The organism is Streptomyces sp. TRD_SC_5 (genome assembly GCF_056836825.1).
The window spans coordinates 6,168,893-6,184,351 of the sequence record NZ_JBWZZS010000001.1; the positions used below are offsets into that span (position 1 = coordinate 6,168,893).

Here is a 15,459-nt window from a genome sequence, read left to right on the forward strand (position 1 = left end):
CGGGTAGCGCGGGAGGTTGCCTGTGACGCAGGCGTCCGGGCGCGCAGACACGTGGGTTTGCGGGGACAGCCGGCGTACGAAAGATCACTGCACGCCGGCCGCCCGGACAACATCAACGTATGACACCCGGTGCCACGTGACAAGACACTGAGTGCCAACAATTTCTCTCACTTGTCACCTCGCCGTCACACATGAGCGATGATCGATCGATTGCCATTCATCAGAGCACGTGAAGACGCCGCCCGCCTCCCGGAAATCCGGGGGCGGACGGCGTCTGTGACCGGCCGAAAACGCTGCCTGGTCAGCCCTGCTTGAGTGCTCGTTCGATCGTGCGCATGACCTCGTCCAGGGGCGCGTCCGTGCGCGCCACCGTCACCAGCACGTCGCCGCTCACCGAGGCGGAGGCCGGGCTCGAAGTGGAGGTCGCCGTCGGCTTCGAGCGGCCCGCTCCTATGCCCGTGCCGAAGGTGTCGCGGACGATCGAGAACGCGTGGTCCAGCTGCGCCTCCACATCGCCCTGGCCGCCCGCCCGCAGCCAGCGCCGCAGTACGTGATTGTGCGCCGTTACGACGGCCGACGCGGCCACCTCCGCCAGCAGCGGATCGTCGTTGTCGTCGTGGTGGTCGTGCTCGTCGAAGTGGCCCAGCAGATAGCGCGTGAACAGCCGCTCGTAGCGGGCCACCGAGGCGATCTCCGCCTCGCGCAGCGTCGGGACCTCACGGGTCAGCTTGTAGCGGGCCACGGAGACGGCCGGGGAGGCCGCGTACATCCGCATGACTTCCTTGATGCCCCGGCAGACCGTGTCCAGCGGGTGCTCGTGCGGGGACGCCGCGTTGAGCACCGCCTCCGCGCGCACGAGGGTGTCGTCGTGGTCCGGGAAGATCGCCTCTTCCTTTGAACGGAAGTGCCGGAAGAAGGTCCGCCGGGCGACGCCGCCCGCGGCGGCGATCTCGTCGACCGTCGTCGCCTCGTACCCCTTCGTCGCGAACAGCTCCATCGCCGCGGCCGACAGTTCACGGCGCATCTTGAGCCGCTGGGCGGCCGCGCGGCCGCCTGCGGCACTTTCGGGGGCGTCGGAGGCGGAGCTGGTACGGGACGGCCGTCGGGGGGAGTCAGCGGGCTGGGACATGCCCCGAACGTACTGCATCCGCGCAGGAGAGCGCGCCTGTGGGTGCGGGCTGCCGTCCGGCTCCAGCAGCCCGCCCCATCCGGTCACACCCTCCTGCTCAGCGCCGGGCATACTCCCGGAAGCCGCGCCCTGTCTTGCGGCCCAGGCAGCCCGCCGCGACCAGGTGTTCGAGCAGCGGGGCGGGTGCCAGGCCCGGATCGCGGAACTCGCCGTGCAGAACCTTCTGGATGGCGAGGGAGACATCCAGGCCGACCACGTCGAGGAGCTCGAAGGGGCCCATCGGGTAGCCGCCGCCCAGCTTCATCGCGGCGTCGATGTCGTTCAGCGTCGCGTAGTGCTGTTCGACCATCTTGACCGCGTTGTTCAGGTACGGGAAGAGCAGCGCGTTCACGATGAAGCCGGCGCGGTCGCCGCAGTCCACGGGGTGCTTGCGGATCTTCACGCACACCTCGCGGACGGTCGAGTGGACCTCGTCCGACGTGAGGACGGTACGGACCACCTCGACCAGCTTCATCGCCGGCGCCGGGTTGAAGAAGTGCATCCCGATGACGTCCTGCGGGCGCGAGGTCGCGCGGGCGCAGGCGACGACGGGCAGCGACGACGTGGTCGTGGCGAGCACCGCGCCGGGCTTGCAGATCTTGTCGAGCGTCGCGAAGAGCTGCTGCTTGACCTCCAGGTCCTCCGCGACCGCCTCGACGGCCAGGTCGACGTCGGAGAACGCGTCGAGCGAGCCCGCCGGAGCGACCCGGCCCAGCGTCTCGTCGCGCGCCTCGGCCGTCATCCGGCCCTTGTCGACAGAGCGGGCAAGGGACTTGGCGATACGGGCCTTCGCCTTCTCCGCCTTCTCCTGGCTCCGCGCCGCGAGCACCACGTCGTAACCGGCCTTCGCGAACACCTCCGCGATGCCCGACGCCATGGTCCCGGACCCGGCGACACCGACCGACCGCACCGGGCGGCCGGGGGTGGGGTTCGCCGACTCCAGCGGGGTGAGCGCGTCGCGCACGACGGTGTGGCTGCCGGCCGCCTCGTACGTGTAGAAGCCGCGGCCCGACTTGTGGCCGCTCAGCCCCGCCTCGCTGAGCTGCTTCAGGATGGGTGCCGGGGCGTGCAGCCGGTCGTGGGACTCGGCGTACATCGCGTCCAGGACCGTGCGGGCCGTGTCGATGCCGATCAGGTCGAGCAGGGCGAGCGGCCCCATCGGCAGACCGCAGCCCAGCTTCATGGCGGCGTCGATGTCCTCGCGGGAGGCGTACTTCGCCTCGTACATCGCGGCGGCCTGGTTCAGGTAGCCGAAGAGCAGGCCGTCGGCGACGAAACCGGGCCGGTCGCCGACCGCGACCGGCTCCTTGCCCAGGTCGCGGGCGAGCGCGGTGACGGCCTCGACGGCCTGCGGCGCGGTGAGCACCGAGGAGACGATCTCGACCAGCTTCATCGCGGGCGCCGGGTTGAAGAAGTGCATGCCGAGCACGCGCTCGGGGTGCGCGGAATCGGCGGCGAGCCGGGTCACGGACAGCGCGTTCGTGCCGGTCGCCAGGACCGTGGTGGGGCGCACGATGGCGTCGAGAGCGCGGAAGACCTGCTGCTTGGCCTCGTACGACTCGTGCACGACCTCGATCACGAGATCGGCGTCCGCGGCGGCCTGGAGGTCGGAGAAGGTACGGAATCGGGCGAGGGCGTCGCGCCGCTCCTCGTCGGTGAGCCGGCCGCGCTCCACCGCGCGGGCGGTGGAGGCCTCGAGCGAGGAGACGGCCAGCCGGCCTGCCTCTTCGCTGATGTCGATGCCGATGACTTCACGGCCGGCGCGGGCCAGGATCTCGGCGATGCCGGTGCCCATGGTGCCGAGTCCGACCACGGCGACGGTACTGAGAGGGGTGTCCATCACGGGACTCCAGAGAATGAGTGACGACTGAGGGGCACACGCACCGCGCCGTGGGTACGCCAACGGGCGCACAGCACAAGGAAGTTGCGTGCGGAGGGTGCGCGGAACGCGCGGAGCAGGTCGAGCTGCGGGGCCGACGGACTCTGTCCCGGAGTCACATCGCGGAAGAAAACACCGAACCGACAAGACACTCCGGCGGCTGCGTCACCAGGCCGCCATGAGGTGATCAATCAGCGGGGGGTGGCCCGCTCGCTTGAGAGTAACCGGCGAGTAACGAGCGCGCCAGACCTGGCGGGATGTGATCTAGGACGCCTGTGCGCTGCATACGCTTGCGGCATGGACGAGGAGCTGCGGTCGCTCGCCGACCGGGTACGGGGTGAGGCGCGGGCCGGGGCGGGCGGTTCCGCGGCGTACGAGCGGCTGCTCGCCACCGAGGATCCGGACGAACTCGCCAAGGTGCTCACCGAGACCCAGCGGCCCCTGTGGGCCCGCGAGACAGCTGCCTTCCGCCTGGGCTGCGCGGGCGACCGGCGGGCCTTCGAGACGCTGGTGCTGCTTCTCAACCACCGTGATCCGGAGCGGTGCGTCAGCGCCGCGTACGCGCTGGCGCGTCTGCGTGACCCGCGTACCGCCCGCGCGGCCGCCGCACTCGCCACGAACTCGCTGCGCACGGCGTACGCGCTGCACCCGGTGCGGCTGCTCACCGAGCTCCGGGCGCCCGAGACCGTACCCGCGCTGATCACCACGTTGCGCGGGCTGCTCGCCCCGGCCAACCCCCACTGGCGGGTGGCGCTCGCCTGCGTCGAGGGGCTGGGGCGGCTGCGGGACGCGCGGGCGCGGCCGGTGCTCGAAGCGGCGCTTGATCACCCGCGACTGAGCGCCGCCGCGTCCGCCGCGCTCAGCCGCCTCGCGTAACGCGTCTCGGGGACGGCGACGCCCCGCACGTCGAACGGCTCCTCGGCGCCGTCGGGCGCGAAGCCGGCCTTCCCGTAGAAGCGGCGGGCGCGGGTGTTCTCGGTGAGGACCCACAGGAGCATGCGCGGGTGACCGTCGGCGGCGGCGCGGGCGAGCAACTCGGCGGTCAGGGCGCGGCCGACGCCGGTGGAGTGGTGCTCGGGCAGGACGTAGAGGGCGTACAGCTCGGCGTCGGCGGTCGGCTGCCCGTTGTCGCGGTACGGGCCGTAACAGCCCCAGCCGATGACCTGCCCGTCCCGCTCGGCGACGACGTTGCGGCCCGCGCTGTCGCCTCTGGCCAGGTACTCGCGCCGCCGGGCGGCGTCGCCCTGGACGCTCATCGCGTCGAGGTACGCCGGGGGCATCATCCCGGCGTACGCCGTCTGCCACCCCCGCACCCGCACCCGCGCGACGGCCTCGCAGTCGCCGATGGTCATGTCCCGTATCCGTACGCCGCCGCCCATGGGCCGGACTCTAGCCAGGGGTGGGCGACGCGGCGGCGTGGTGTCAGAGCAGGGTGAGCTGCGTGGGTCCGGGAGGCTCCGGTTCGGCGGCCACCGGGACGCGTCGGCGTGGGCCCGGACCCGACGGGCCTATGCCGAACTCCGTGGCCAGCTCGTGCACCTGACGGGTTATCCGCCGCTGGTACCACTTGGGTGCGTACGCCCCTTCGGCGTACAGCCGCTCGTACCGGCGGACCAGGTGCGGATGGTGTGTGCCGAGCCACGCCATGAACCATTCGCGCGCGCCCGGCCGCAGGTGCAGTACGAGCGGGGTCACCGAGGTCGCGCCCGAGGCGGCGATCGCCCGGACGGTGGCGCGCAGCTGGTCGGGGGAGTCCCCGAGGAAGGGGATGACGGGCGCCATCAGGACGCCGCAGCCGATGCCGTGGTCCGTGAGCGTGCGTACGACGTCCAGGCGGCGCTCGGGGGACGGCGTGCCCGCTTCGACCGTGCGCCACAGCTCCTGGTCGGTGAAGCCGACGGAGACCGAGATGCCCACGTCGGTGACCTCGGCCGCCTGCACCAGCAGGTCCAGGTCGCGCAGGATGAGCGTGCCCTTGGTCAGGATGGAGAAGGGATTCGCGCGGTCGCGCAGCGCCGCGATGATGCCGGGCATGAGGCGATAGCGGCCCTCGGCCCGCTGGTAGCAGTCGACGTTCGTGCCCATCGCGATGTGCGCGCCCTGCCAGCGGCTGGACGCGAGCTGGCCGCGCAGCAGCTCCGGCGCGTTGATCTTGACGATGATCTGGGAGTCGAAGCCCAGGCCGGTGTCGAGGTCCAGATAGGAGTGGGTCTTGCGGGCGAAGCAGTAGACGCACGCGTGCGTGCAGCCCCGGTACGGATTGACCGTCCATTCGAACGGCATGCGTGAGGCACCCGGCACCCGGTTCACGATCGAGCGGGCGCGCACCTCGTGGAAGGTGATCCCCCGGAACTCGGGGGTGTCGAAGGTACGGGTGGTCACCGCGTCCGTTCCGAAGAGCGCGGCCTCCCCGGTAGCGGCGGGGTTTTCGGCCAGATTGTTCCAGCGCATGTGCGCCTCCTCGGTAGCACTGACCACAGAATAGAACACATGTTCCCTTAATTGTCGCAGCCCCGTCTGTGGGGCAACCCCGATTTGGGCGGTCGTACCCGAGGTGGTTGGGTAAGCCGCACCCTTGAAAACCCAAGTGCGGAGGAACAGGCATGGCGCAGGTCGAGGCCACCACGGAGCGGATCATCGCGGCGGATGCGGAGACGGTGTTCGACACGCTGGCCGACTACAGCGGCGCGCGCGAGAAGCTCCTGCCCGAGCACTTCTCCGAGTACGAGGTGCGTGAGGGCGGCGACGGCGAGGGCACCCTCGTCCACTGGAAGCTCCAGGCCACCAGCAAGCGCGTCCGCGACTGCCTGCTCGAGGTGACCGAGCCGACCGACGGGCAGCTCGTCGAGAAGGACCGAAACTCGTCCATGGTCACCACCTGGACCGTCACCCCGGCCGGCGAGGGCAAGTCCAAGGCCGTCGTCAGTACGGTGTGGAACGGCGCCGGCGGCATCGGCGGGTTCTTCGAGAAGACCTTCGCGCCCAAGGGCCTCGGCCGGATCTACGACGCCCTGCTCGCCAATCTCGCCGCCCAGGTGGAGAAGTAGCCCCTGCGCGGTCCGTCACCGGTTCGAGTGGTCTTCCCGGCGCGCCGGTAGTGCGCCGCAGGTGCTCTCACCGGGGGTGAAGCCGCCCGCGTACGCCTCCCGCCTCGATCGCCCCGCTTGCTCCCAGTTGTCGCGTAATGCGAGAAAAGGGCGGCGCAGTGCGACGAGGGGAGCGGTACGTGGGCGGGATCACTCTGGTGAAGACGGGCACGGCAGGCGACGCCGTTGAGCCGCCACCACCGCAGGCCCAACTCCCCGCCGCCGGAACGCCCGAGGACCGGCCGCTCAGTCCGCGCCGCGTCCGGCTGGTGTTCTGCGGGCTGATGCTCGCGCTGCTCCTCGCGGCGCTCGAGCAGATGATCGTCGCGACCGCCCTCCCGAAGATCGTCGGCGAACTCCAGGGCCTGGACCGGATGTCGTGGGCGATCACCGCCTATCTGCTGACGGCGACGATCGGCCTTCCCGTCTACGGGAAACTGGGCGACCTCTTCGGCCGCAAGGGCATCTTCCAGTTCGCGATCGTCGTCTTCGTCATCGGCTCGGCGCTGGCCGGCTGGTCCCGCACCATGGACCAGCTCATCGCCTTCCGCGCCATCCAGGGCATCGGCGCGGGCGGCCTCATGATCGGCGTCCAGGCGATCATCGCCGACATGGTGCCGCCCAGGGACCGAGGCCGCTTCATGGGCCTCATCGGCGCCGCCTTCGGTCTCGCCTCCGTCGCGGGCCCGCTGCTCGGCGGCTTCTTCACCGACCACGCCTCCTGGCGCTGGTGCTTCTACATCAACGTCCCGTTCGGCCTGCTCACGATGGCCGTCATCGCCGTCGTACTGAAGCTCCCGAAGCCGGACGTACGGCAGCGACTCGACGTGCTCGGCGCGCTGTTGCTCGCCGCCGCCTCCACCTGCCTGGTCCTGCTGACCAGTTGGGGCGGTACGGAGTACGCCTGGGACTCGCGGGTCATTCTCGGCCTCGCCGCCGGGGCTGCCGGAACGACTCTGCTCTTCATCGTCGTTGAGCACCACGCGTCCGAACCGCTCATGCCGATGCGGCTGTTCCGCGACTCGGTCTTCAACGTCACCGGCCTCGTCGGCGCGGTCGTCGGCATCGCGCTCTTCGGCGCCGCCAGCTACCTGCCGACGTTCCTGCAGATGGTCGGCGGCGCCAGCGCGACCGAGTCCGGGCTGCTGATGCTGCCGATGATGGGCGGGGTGGTCGTCGCCTCGATCGTCTCGGGGCAGCTCATCAGCCGCACCGGCCGCTACCGCGTCTACCCGGTTGTCGGCAGCGCGTGCTCGGTGCTCGGCATGTGGCTGCTGTCCCGTCTGGAGGCCGACACCTCACGACTGCACTACAGCATCTGGATGGCCGTACTCGGCATCGGTATCGGCCTTGTCCTGCCGGTGCTCGTCCTCGCCGTCCAGAACTCCGTGCCCCCGGCCGACCTCGGCACCGCCACCAGTGCCAACAACTACTTCCGGCAGATCGGCGGCGCCGTCGGCGCCGCCGTCTTCGGCACCCTCTTCGCCAACCGGCTCGCGGACGCGCTCGCCGAGCGGCTGCCCGCGGGCGCGGGCCTCCCCGACCCGGAGTCCATCACTCCGCAGTTGGTGCACGCCATGGAGCCCGCGCTGCGCGACGCGTACATCGACGCGTACGCCGAGGCCATGCCGCGGATCTTCCTCTACCTCGTGCCGGTGCTCGTACTCGGCCTGCTCATCGCATGCTTCCTCAAGGAGAAACCGCTGGTGTCCCACAACGCCCCCGCAGCCGAGCCCTCCGCGATCCCCTCGGCCCGCACCGCCGCCGCCCCGTACGTGTCGGGCGTCCCCGTCTGCGGCACCGTGCAGCACCACGACGGCAGCGTCGTGCCGCGCGCCGCCCTCACCCTCATCGACGTGTCGGGACGGCAGGTCGGGCGCGGCGCGAGCGGCGACGACGGGCGGTACGCGCTGAGCGTGGCCGGATCCGGGTCGTACGTGATGATCGCGGCGGCCGGCGGGCACCAGCCGCAGGCCGTCACCGTCACCGTCGGCGAGCGCCCCGTCGAGCTCGATGTGGTGCTCGGCGGCGCGGGCCGCCTCGCCGGGACCGTACTCACCGCGGACGGGACGCCCGTCCGGGACGCCGCTGTGACGCTCACCGACGTACGGGGGGAGGTCGTCGCCTCGACCCGCAGCGGGCGCGAGGGCGGGTACGTGATCACGGAGCTTGTGGCGGGGGAGTACACCCTCGCCGGGAGCGCCCCGGCGTTCCGGCCCGCCGCCCTCCCGGTGAGCGTGCAGGCCTCGCGGGAGACCCGGCAGGACATCGAGCTGGCGGGCGGCGCGGTGCTGCGCGGCACCGTGCGGGCGACCGGTGGGCGGCCCGTCGAGGACGCCCGGGTGACGCTGCTCGATGCCGGGGGCAATGTGGTGGACACGCTCACCACCGGGCCCGACGGTACGTTCCGCTTCGTCGACCTGTCGTCCGGCGAGTACACGGTGATCGCCGCGGGCTACCCGCCGGTGGCCACCGTGCTCCAGGTCGCGGGCGGCGGGCGTACCGAACGCGACCTCCAACTCGGCCACGAGGACTGACCCTTCGGTACCGACCCTTCGCTGCGCCCCCGAAGCGGCCGCTCGTGGGCCGTTCGGAGTGACGCGGCAGGCTCGCGGGCCGGTACGGGCGCGCTGAGCCGGGTGGAGCCGGTGCCGGGGTCCTACGCTGTGCCCGGCCCCCGGTGCGGGGCGCCGGTGGACACGAGGGAGCAACGATGCCGGAGCAGGACCGGGAGCCGGCCGATGCCCAGCGCGAGCACTGGCAGCGGACGTACGCCGGCCGTCCGGGGATGTACGGCGAAGCTCCCTCGGCCGCCGCTGTCCACGCCGCCGCGGTGTTCCGCGTGGCGGGCGCGAAGGACGTACTGGAGCTGGGGGCGGGGCACGGGCGCGACGCCCTGTACTTCGCCCGCTGCGGCTTCACCGTCCGGGCCACCGACTTCAGCTCCGAAGGGCTGGAGCAACTGGCCGCCCGGGCGGCGGAGCGGGGCCTCGGCTCCTCGGTGAGCGTCATGGCCCACGACGTGCGGCGCCCGCTGCCGCTGCCGGGCGGATCGGTGGACGCGGTCTTCGCCCACATGCTGATGTGCATGGCGCTGTCGACACCGCAGATCCGTGCGCTTGTGGCCGAGGTACGGCGGGTACTGCGGCCCGGCGGCACCTTCGTCTACACCGTCCGGCACACCGGCGACGCCCATTACGGGGCGGGCACCGGCCACGGCGACGACATCTTCGAGCAGGGCGGGTTCGCGGTGCACTTCTTCGACCGCGGGCTGGTCGACGCGCTGGCCGAGGGGTGGGAACCGCGTGAGGTCCACGCCTTCGAGGAGGGGGAGCTGCCGCGCCGCCTGTGGCGGATCACTCAGACGCTCCCGGGTTTGACCCGCCGCGACGGAGGAATGTGACAGGACTCCCTCGGACCGGACCTCTGGAGGTGCCGGCAGGCCTGGCCGGGGTGTGCGCCGCCGCGTAACGTGAAGCCTCGTGAAGATCCTCATCAGCGCCGACATGGAGGGCGCCACCGGTGTCACGTGGCCGGCCGACGTACTTCCGGGGACTCCGCAGTGGGAGCGCTGCCGTTCCCTGTTCACTTCGGACGTGAACGCGGCCGTCCTCGGCTTCTTCGACGGGGGCGCCGACGAGGTGCTCATCAACGAGGCGCACTGGTCCATGCGCAACCTCTTCCTCGAGCAGCTCGACGAGCGCGCCGAAATGCTGACGGGGCGGCACAAATCGCTCAGCATGGTCGAAGGCGTGCAGCACGGGGACGTGGACGGCATCGCGTTCGTCGGCTACCACACCGGCGCCGGCACCGAGGGCGTCCTCGCGCACACCTACCTCGCGAACTCCATCACGGGGGTGTGGGTGAACGGCGAACGGGCCAGTGAGGGTCTGCTCAACTCCCACGTCGTCGCGGAGTACGGCGTACCGGTGGTGCTCGTCACCGGCGACGACCTGACCTGCGAGGACGCGAAGGGGTACGCGCCCGGGGCCCGTAAGGTCGCGGTCAAGGACCACGTGTCGCGGTACGCGGCGGTGTGCCGCACTCCGGCCCGTACCGCCGCGGACATCAGGGCCGCGGCCAAGGAGGCGACGGGCCTCGCCGTACGCCACGATCCGGTGCGCGGCGGCCCGTTCACCGTGGAGCTGGAGTTCGACGCGGAGCACCTTTCGGGGGCCGCCACCGTGGTGCCGGGGGTGGAGGCGACCGGGGAACGGCGTGTCGCGTACACCAGCGGGACGATGTATGAGGGCATTCGTACTTTCAAGGCCGTCACGACGATCGTCTCGGCCGCGGTGGAGGAGCAGTATGGCTGACAACCAGCCGATCGACGGGAGAACGGCCGCCGGGACAGCGACGGCCGTCCGGGCAGCAGTCGGCGGGGCAGCAACGGTCGACGCGCTCGCGCTGGACGAGGTCGTGACCTTCACGTCCGATCTCATCCGCATCGACACCACCAACCGCGGTGGCGGAGACTGCCGCGAGCGCCCGGCCGCCGAGTACGTCGCCGAGCGGCTGGCCGACGCTGGCCTGAAGCCCCTGCTGCTCGAACGCACCCCCGGACGGACCAACGTCGTGGCCAGGATCGCCGGCACGGACCCGTCCGCCGACGCGCTCCTCGTCCACGGTCACCTCGACGTCGTACCCGCCGAGCCCGCCGACTGGAGCGTGCATCCCTTCTCCGGCGAGGTCCGCGACGGAGTGGTCTGGGGCCGGGGCGCGATCGACATGAAGAACATGGACGCGATGGTCCTCGCCGTCGTACGGGCCTGGGCGCGCTCCGGCACCCGGCCGCGCCGCGACATCGTGCTCGCCTTCACCGCGGACGAGGAGGCCAGCGCGGTCGACGGCTCGGGCTTCCTGGCCGCCGACCACCCGGAGCTCTTCGAGGGCTGTACGGAAGGAATCAGCGAATCCGGCGCCTACACCTTCCACGCGGGCCCCGGCATGGAGATCTACCCCATCGCCGCGGGCGAGCGGGGCACCGGCTGGCTCAAGCTCACCGGTGTCGGCACGGCGGGTCACGGCTCCAAGGTCAACCGGGACAACGCGGTGAGCAGGCTTGCCGCCGCCATCGCCCGGATCGGTGAGTACGAATGGCCGGTGCGGCTCACGCCGACCGTCCGGGCCAGCCTCACCGAGCTCGCCGCCCTGCACCACCTCGACGTACCGGACTTCGACGCGTCCGACTTCGACGTGGACGCGCTCCTCAACAAGCTGGGGCCCGCCGCCGCACTGGTCGAGGCGACAGTACGGGGCAGCGCCAACCCGACCATGCTGGACGCCGGTTACAAGGTCAACGTCATCCCGGGGCGGGCGACCGCCTACGTCGACGGGCGGTTCCTGCCGGGCGGAGAGGAAGAATTCGCGCGGACGCTCGACCTGCTCACCGGGGAGCAGGTGGACTGGGAGTTCCACCACCGGGAGACCGCCCTCCAGGCGCCGACCGACTCGCCGACGTACGCGAAGCTGCGTGCGGCGGTGGAGCACTTCGCGCCCGGCGGGCACGTCGTGCCGTACTGCATGTCGGGCGGTACGGACGCCAAGCAGTTCTCGCGGCTCGGCATCACGGGCTACGGCTTCTCGCCGCTGAAGCTGCCGGTCGATTTCGACTACCAGGCGCTCTTCCACGGCGTGGACGAACGTGTACCTGTCGAAGCCCTCCACTTCGGCGTGCGCGTGCTCGATCATTACCTGAGGACCGCCTAGCAGGGGGAGTTGGAAGGCATGGTGCCCACAGGGACGTACGGAAGCTGGCCGTCGCCGATCGGCGCCGGACTCGCCGCCTCGCACGACGGGCACCCGGAGTACGTCGGTGTGATCGGCGACGAAGTGTGGTGGACGGTGCCGCGCCCCACCGAGGGCGGTCGGCGCGCGCTGGTGCGCAGGCGCGCGGACGGCGGGGAGGAATCGGTTCTGCCCGCCCCCTGGAACGTACGCAGCAGGGTCATCGAGTACGGCGGGCAGCCCTGGGCCGGGGCGGAACGCGCGGCGGGCGGGCCGCTGATCGTCTTCGTCCACTTCCCCGACCAGCGCCTCTACGCGTACGAACCCGACGCGCCCGGGGCCGGACCCCGCCCGCTCACGCCCGTGTCGGCGGTCGGCGGGGGACTGCGCTGGGTCGATCCGCAGCTGTGCCTGGAGCGGGGCGCGGCGGGCGAAGTGTGGTGCGTACTGGAGGAGTTCACGGGCGAGGCGCCCACCGACGTACGGCGCGTCGTCGTGGCCGTACCGCTCGACGGATCGGCCGCCGGTGACCGCGCGGCCGTACGGGAACTCTCCGACGGTGCGAACCGGTTCGTCACCGGGCCCCGTGTCTCCCCGGACGGGCTGCGGGCGGCCTGGATCGCCTGGGACCATCCTCGGATGCCCTGGGACGGCACGGAAGTGATCCTCGCGGACATCGCCGGGGACGGCACCTTCCAGGAGGCGCGGCGTCTGGTCGGCGGGCCCGAGGAGTCGGTCGCCCAGGTCGACTGGACCGCAGGCGGGCAGCTGCTCTTCTCCAGCGACCGCAGCGGCTGGTGGAACCTGTACCGCGCGGACGAGCGCGGGGGGACGGTGGCGCTCTGCTCCCGTGAGGAGGAGTTCGGCGGGCCGCTGTGGAAGATCGGCCTGCGCTGGTTCCATCCGCTGGACAACGGCCTGGTCGCCGTCATCCACGGCAGCGGCACCACCGCGCTGGGCATCCTCGACCCGGAGAGCTGCGAAGTCGTCGACTCGGCGGGCCCCTGGACCGAGTGGGCCGCCACCCTCGCCGTGCACGGCAGCCGGGTCGTCGGCGTCGCCGCCAGCCCGCGCAGCGCCTACGAGGTCATGGAACTGGACACCTGCACCGGGCACACCCGGGTCATCGGATCCGCGCACGACGACCCGGTGGACCCCTCCTTCTACCCCGAGCCGCAGATCCGCGTCTTCACCGGACCCGACGGCCGCGAGACGCACGCCCACATCTATCCGCCGCACAACCCGGGCCGCATCGCACCCGCCGACGAACTGCCGCCGTACGTCGTGTGGGCGCACGGCGGGCCCACCGGGCGCGCCCCGCTCGTACTCGACCTGGAGATCGCCTACTTCACCTCGCGCGGCATCGGCGTCGCCGAGGTCAACTACGGCGGGTCGGCCGGGTACGGGCGCGAGTACCGCAACCGGCTGCGCGAGCAGTGGGGCGTCGTGGACGTCGAGGACTGCGCCGCCGTCGCCGTCGCCCTGGCCGGGGAGGGCACCGCCGACCCGCGAAGGCTCGCGATCCGCGGTGGCAGCGCGGGCGGCTGGACCGCGGCGGCCTCGCTGGTCGCCACCGACGTGTACGCCTGCGGGACCGTCCTCTACCCGATCCTCGACCTGGCGGCCTGGGGAACGGGCGAGACCCACGACTTCGAGTCGCGGTACCTGGAGAGCCTCGTCGGGCCGCTCGCCGCCTACCCCGACCGCTACCACGACCGTTCGCCCGCGCACCACGCCGAGCGGATCACCGCGCCCTTCCTGCTGCTCCAGGGGCTCGACGACGTGATCTGCCCGCCCGCGCAGTGCGAGCGGTTCCTGGAGCGCATGGCCGGGCGCGGCATCCCGCACGCGTACATCGCCTTCGAGGGGGAGGGGCACGGTTTCCGCAGGGCCGAGACCCTGACCCGCGCGCTGGAGGCCGAACTCTCCCTGTACGCCCAGAGCTTCGGCATCGACCGACGCGACGTACCGCGTCTGGAGCTCGCAAAATGACCCTCGCGCCGCTGACCCGGCCGGCGCGGCTGAGGCGGGGGTCGCGGGTCGCCGTGGTGGCCCCCGGCGGACCGGTCCCCAAGGAGCGGCTCGAGACGGGACTGGGCATCCTGCGGGGCTGGGACCTCGACCCGGTGGTGAGCCCCCATGTGCTCGACGTGCACCAGGAGTTCGGTTACCTCGCCGGCCCGGACGAGGCGCGGGCGCGGGACCTGGAGGAGGCCTGGTGCGACCCGTCGGTGGACGCGGTGATCTGCGCGCGGGGCGGCTACGGAGTCCAGCGCATGGTGGATCTGCTCGACTGGGCGGCGATGCGCGCGGCAGGGCCCAAGGTCTTCGTCGGGTACAGCGACATCACGGCGCTGCACGAAGCCTTCGCCGTACGGCTGTGTCTGGCCACCCTGCACGGCCCGATGGTCGCCACCACGTCCTTCCTCGACGACGCGCGCACGCAGGACTCGTTGCGGACCACCCTCTTCGAGCCCGAGTCGGCCATGACGCTGGGGCTGGAGACAGCGGGCGTCGTGGTCCCCGGCCGGGCGCGCGGCGTCACGCTCGGCGGCTGCGTCAGTCTGCTCGCCGCCGACCTGGGCACAGCGCACGCGCGGCCCGGCGCCCGTGGTGGGCTGCTGCTCATCGAGGACATCGGCGAGGCGGCGTACCGACTCGACCGGATCCTCACGCAGCTGCTTCGCTCCGGCTGGCTGGACGGCGTGGCGGGCGTGGCCCTCGGCTCGTGGGAGGACTGCGGCCCGTACGAGGAAGAGGTGCGGACGCTGCTGCACGACCGGCTGGGCACGCTGGGGGTGCCGGTGGTCGAGGAGCTGGGGTTCGGGCACTGCCCGACCGCCCTGACCATGCCGCTGGGCGTGCCCGCCGTACTCGACACGGACACCCGCACCCTCACCCTCGACGTGCCCGCGCTGCGCTGAGGTGACGGGAACTCAGTCGCTCGGGTGGTCCCCCGTCGCTCCGTCGATCAGCTCACGCAGGATGTCCATGTGTCCCGCGTGCCGCACGGTGTCCTCCAGCATGTGGATGAGCACCCAGCGCATCGACACGGTGTTCCCCGACCACGAGGTGCCGAGCGTGTCGAGGTCGAGCTCGGCCACGGCCCGGTCGGCGGCGGCCCGCGCGCGGCCGTAAAACTCCAGGATGCCCGCGGTCGACTCGCCGTCGGCCACCACCATGTCCTCGTTCTCGAAGGGATCGAACCAGAGCGGCTCGGTCTCACGCCCGAACGTGCTGCAGAACCATTCGTACTCCACGGCCGCCAGATGCTTCACCAGACCGAGCAGGCTCGTCCCCGAAGGGGTCATGGGCCGGCGCAGCTGCTCGTCGTCCAGGCCGTCGAGCTTCCACAGCACGGCATCGCGGTGCCGGTCCAGGCTGACCTGGAGACTCTCCTTCTCGCCGCCCGTGAACGGCACGCGCTTCGTCGTCATGCCCGGAACGTAACAGCCGGGTCTGACAACGCACTTCCGCTCCGCCGTCCGGCCCAGCCGTCGTCATCTTTACTGACTCTCCATCAATCACCCGTGCCGCCACGGTTGACAGCGATATGACGCGTGTCACAGCATGACCGACGCCGATACTTACTGGTCGGT

General features: G+C 71.5%; 13 protein-coding genes. 8 read left to right on the forward strand and 5 right to left on the reverse strand.

Features of this window, described 5'->3' with window-relative positions; all coding sequences use genetic code 11:
* Positions 1-301: 301 nt before the first annotated feature.
* Both AC1P0E_RS28270 and AC1P0E_RS28275 read right to left on the reverse strand, forming a co-directional pair.
* A complete protein-coding gene (locus AC1P0E_RS28270; RefSeq protein ID WP_482744927.1) occupies positions 302-1,129 on the reverse strand; it encodes a TetR family transcriptional regulator in 828 nt (275 codons plus the stop codon).
* A 97-nt stretch (positions 1,130-1,226) separates the two neighbouring features.
* The gene (locus AC1P0E_RS28275) at positions 1,227-3,008 is read right to left on the reverse strand and encodes a 3-hydroxyacyl-CoA dehydrogenase family protein (RefSeq protein WP_482744928.1); all 1,782 of its coding nucleotides are present in this window, start codon (positions 3,006-3,008) and stop codon (positions 1,227-1,229) included.
* A 336-nt stretch (positions 3,009-3,344) separates the two neighbouring features.
* On the opposite strand from AC1P0E_RS28275, the gene AC1P0E_RS28280 reads away from it, so the two are divergent.
* Positions 3,345-3,923 carry an adenylosuccinate lyase gene (locus tag AC1P0E_RS28280; RefSeq protein WP_482744929.1) on the forward strand — a complete coding sequence of 193 codons (579 nt, stop codon included), beginning with the start codon at positions 3,345-3,347 and terminating at the stop codon, positions 3,921-3,923.
* Here AC1P0E_RS28280 and AC1P0E_RS28285 read toward each other — a convergent pair.
* On the reverse strand, positions 3,872-4,426 hold the full coding sequence (locus AC1P0E_RS28285; protein WP_482744930.1) for a GNAT family N-acetyltransferase: 555 nt from the start codon (positions 4,424-4,426) through the stop codon (positions 3,872-3,874). The two genes, AC1P0E_RS28280 and AC1P0E_RS28285, sit on opposite strands and share 52 nt — an antisense overlap.
* Before the next feature lie 43 nt (positions 4,427-4,469).
* Positions 4,470-5,498, reverse strand: a complete 1,029-nt coding sequence (locus AC1P0E_RS28290) for an Rv2578c family radical SAM protein (RefSeq protein WP_482744931.1) — start codon at positions 5,496-5,498, stop codon at positions 4,470-4,472.
* 152 nt (positions 5,499-5,650) lie between these two features.
* Here AC1P0E_RS28290 and AC1P0E_RS28295 point away from each other — a divergent pair, with 152 nt between their 5' ends.
* The 7 genes from AC1P0E_RS28295 to AC1P0E_RS28325 all read left to right on the forward strand — a co-directional run bounded on the left by AC1P0E_RS28295 (position 5,651) and on the right by AC1P0E_RS28325 (position 14,784).
* Positions 5,651-6,094 carry an SRPBCC family protein gene (locus tag AC1P0E_RS28295; RefSeq protein WP_214973423.1) on the forward strand — a complete coding sequence of 148 codons (444 nt, stop codon included), beginning with the start codon at positions 5,651-5,653 and terminating at the stop codon, positions 6,092-6,094.
* A 179-nt stretch (positions 6,095-6,273) separates the two neighbouring features.
* Positions 6,274-8,670, forward strand: a complete 2,397-nt coding sequence (locus AC1P0E_RS28300; protein WP_482744932.1) for an MFS transporter — start codon at positions 6,274-6,276, stop codon at positions 8,668-8,670.
* Positions 8,671-8,846: 176 nt separating this feature from the next.
* Positions 8,847-9,536, forward strand: coding sequence for a class I SAM-dependent methyltransferase (locus AC1P0E_RS28305; protein ID WP_482744933.1), 690 nt, complete (start codon positions 8,847-8,849; stop codon positions 9,534-9,536).
* 79 nt (positions 9,537-9,615) lie between these two features.
* Positions 9,616-10,449: a M55 family metallopeptidase gene (locus AC1P0E_RS28310; protein ID WP_482744934.1), complete on the forward strand. Its 834-nt coding sequence runs from the start codon at positions 9,616-9,618 to the stop codon at positions 10,447-10,449.
* Positions 10,442-11,842, forward strand: coding sequence for a M20/M25/M40 family metallo-hydrolase (locus tag AC1P0E_RS28315; protein WP_482744935.1), 1,401 nt, complete (start codon positions 10,442-10,444; stop codon positions 11,840-11,842). The genes AC1P0E_RS28310 and AC1P0E_RS28315 overlap by 8 nt, the downstream gene beginning before the upstream one ends.
* A gap of 18 nt (positions 11,843-11,860) precedes the next feature.
* Positions 11,861-13,852: a S9 family peptidase gene (locus tag AC1P0E_RS28320; RefSeq protein WP_482744936.1), complete on the forward strand. Its 1,992-nt coding sequence runs from the start codon at positions 11,861-11,863 to the stop codon at positions 13,850-13,852.
* Positions 13,849-14,784 carry a S66 peptidase family protein gene (locus AC1P0E_RS28325; protein ID WP_482744937.1) on the forward strand — a complete coding sequence of 312 codons (936 nt, stop codon included), beginning with the start codon at positions 13,849-13,851 and terminating at the stop codon, positions 14,782-14,784. The genes AC1P0E_RS28320 and AC1P0E_RS28325 overlap by 4 nt, the downstream gene beginning before the upstream one ends.
* 12 nt (positions 14,785-14,796) lie before the next feature.
* On the opposite strand, the gene AC1P0E_RS28330 is transcribed toward AC1P0E_RS28325, so the two are convergent.
* A complete protein-coding gene (locus AC1P0E_RS28330) occupies positions 14,797-15,297 on the reverse strand; it encodes a DinB family protein (RefSeq protein ID WP_482744938.1) in 501 nt (166 codons plus the stop codon).
* Positions 15,298-15,459: the final 162 nt, after the last annotated feature.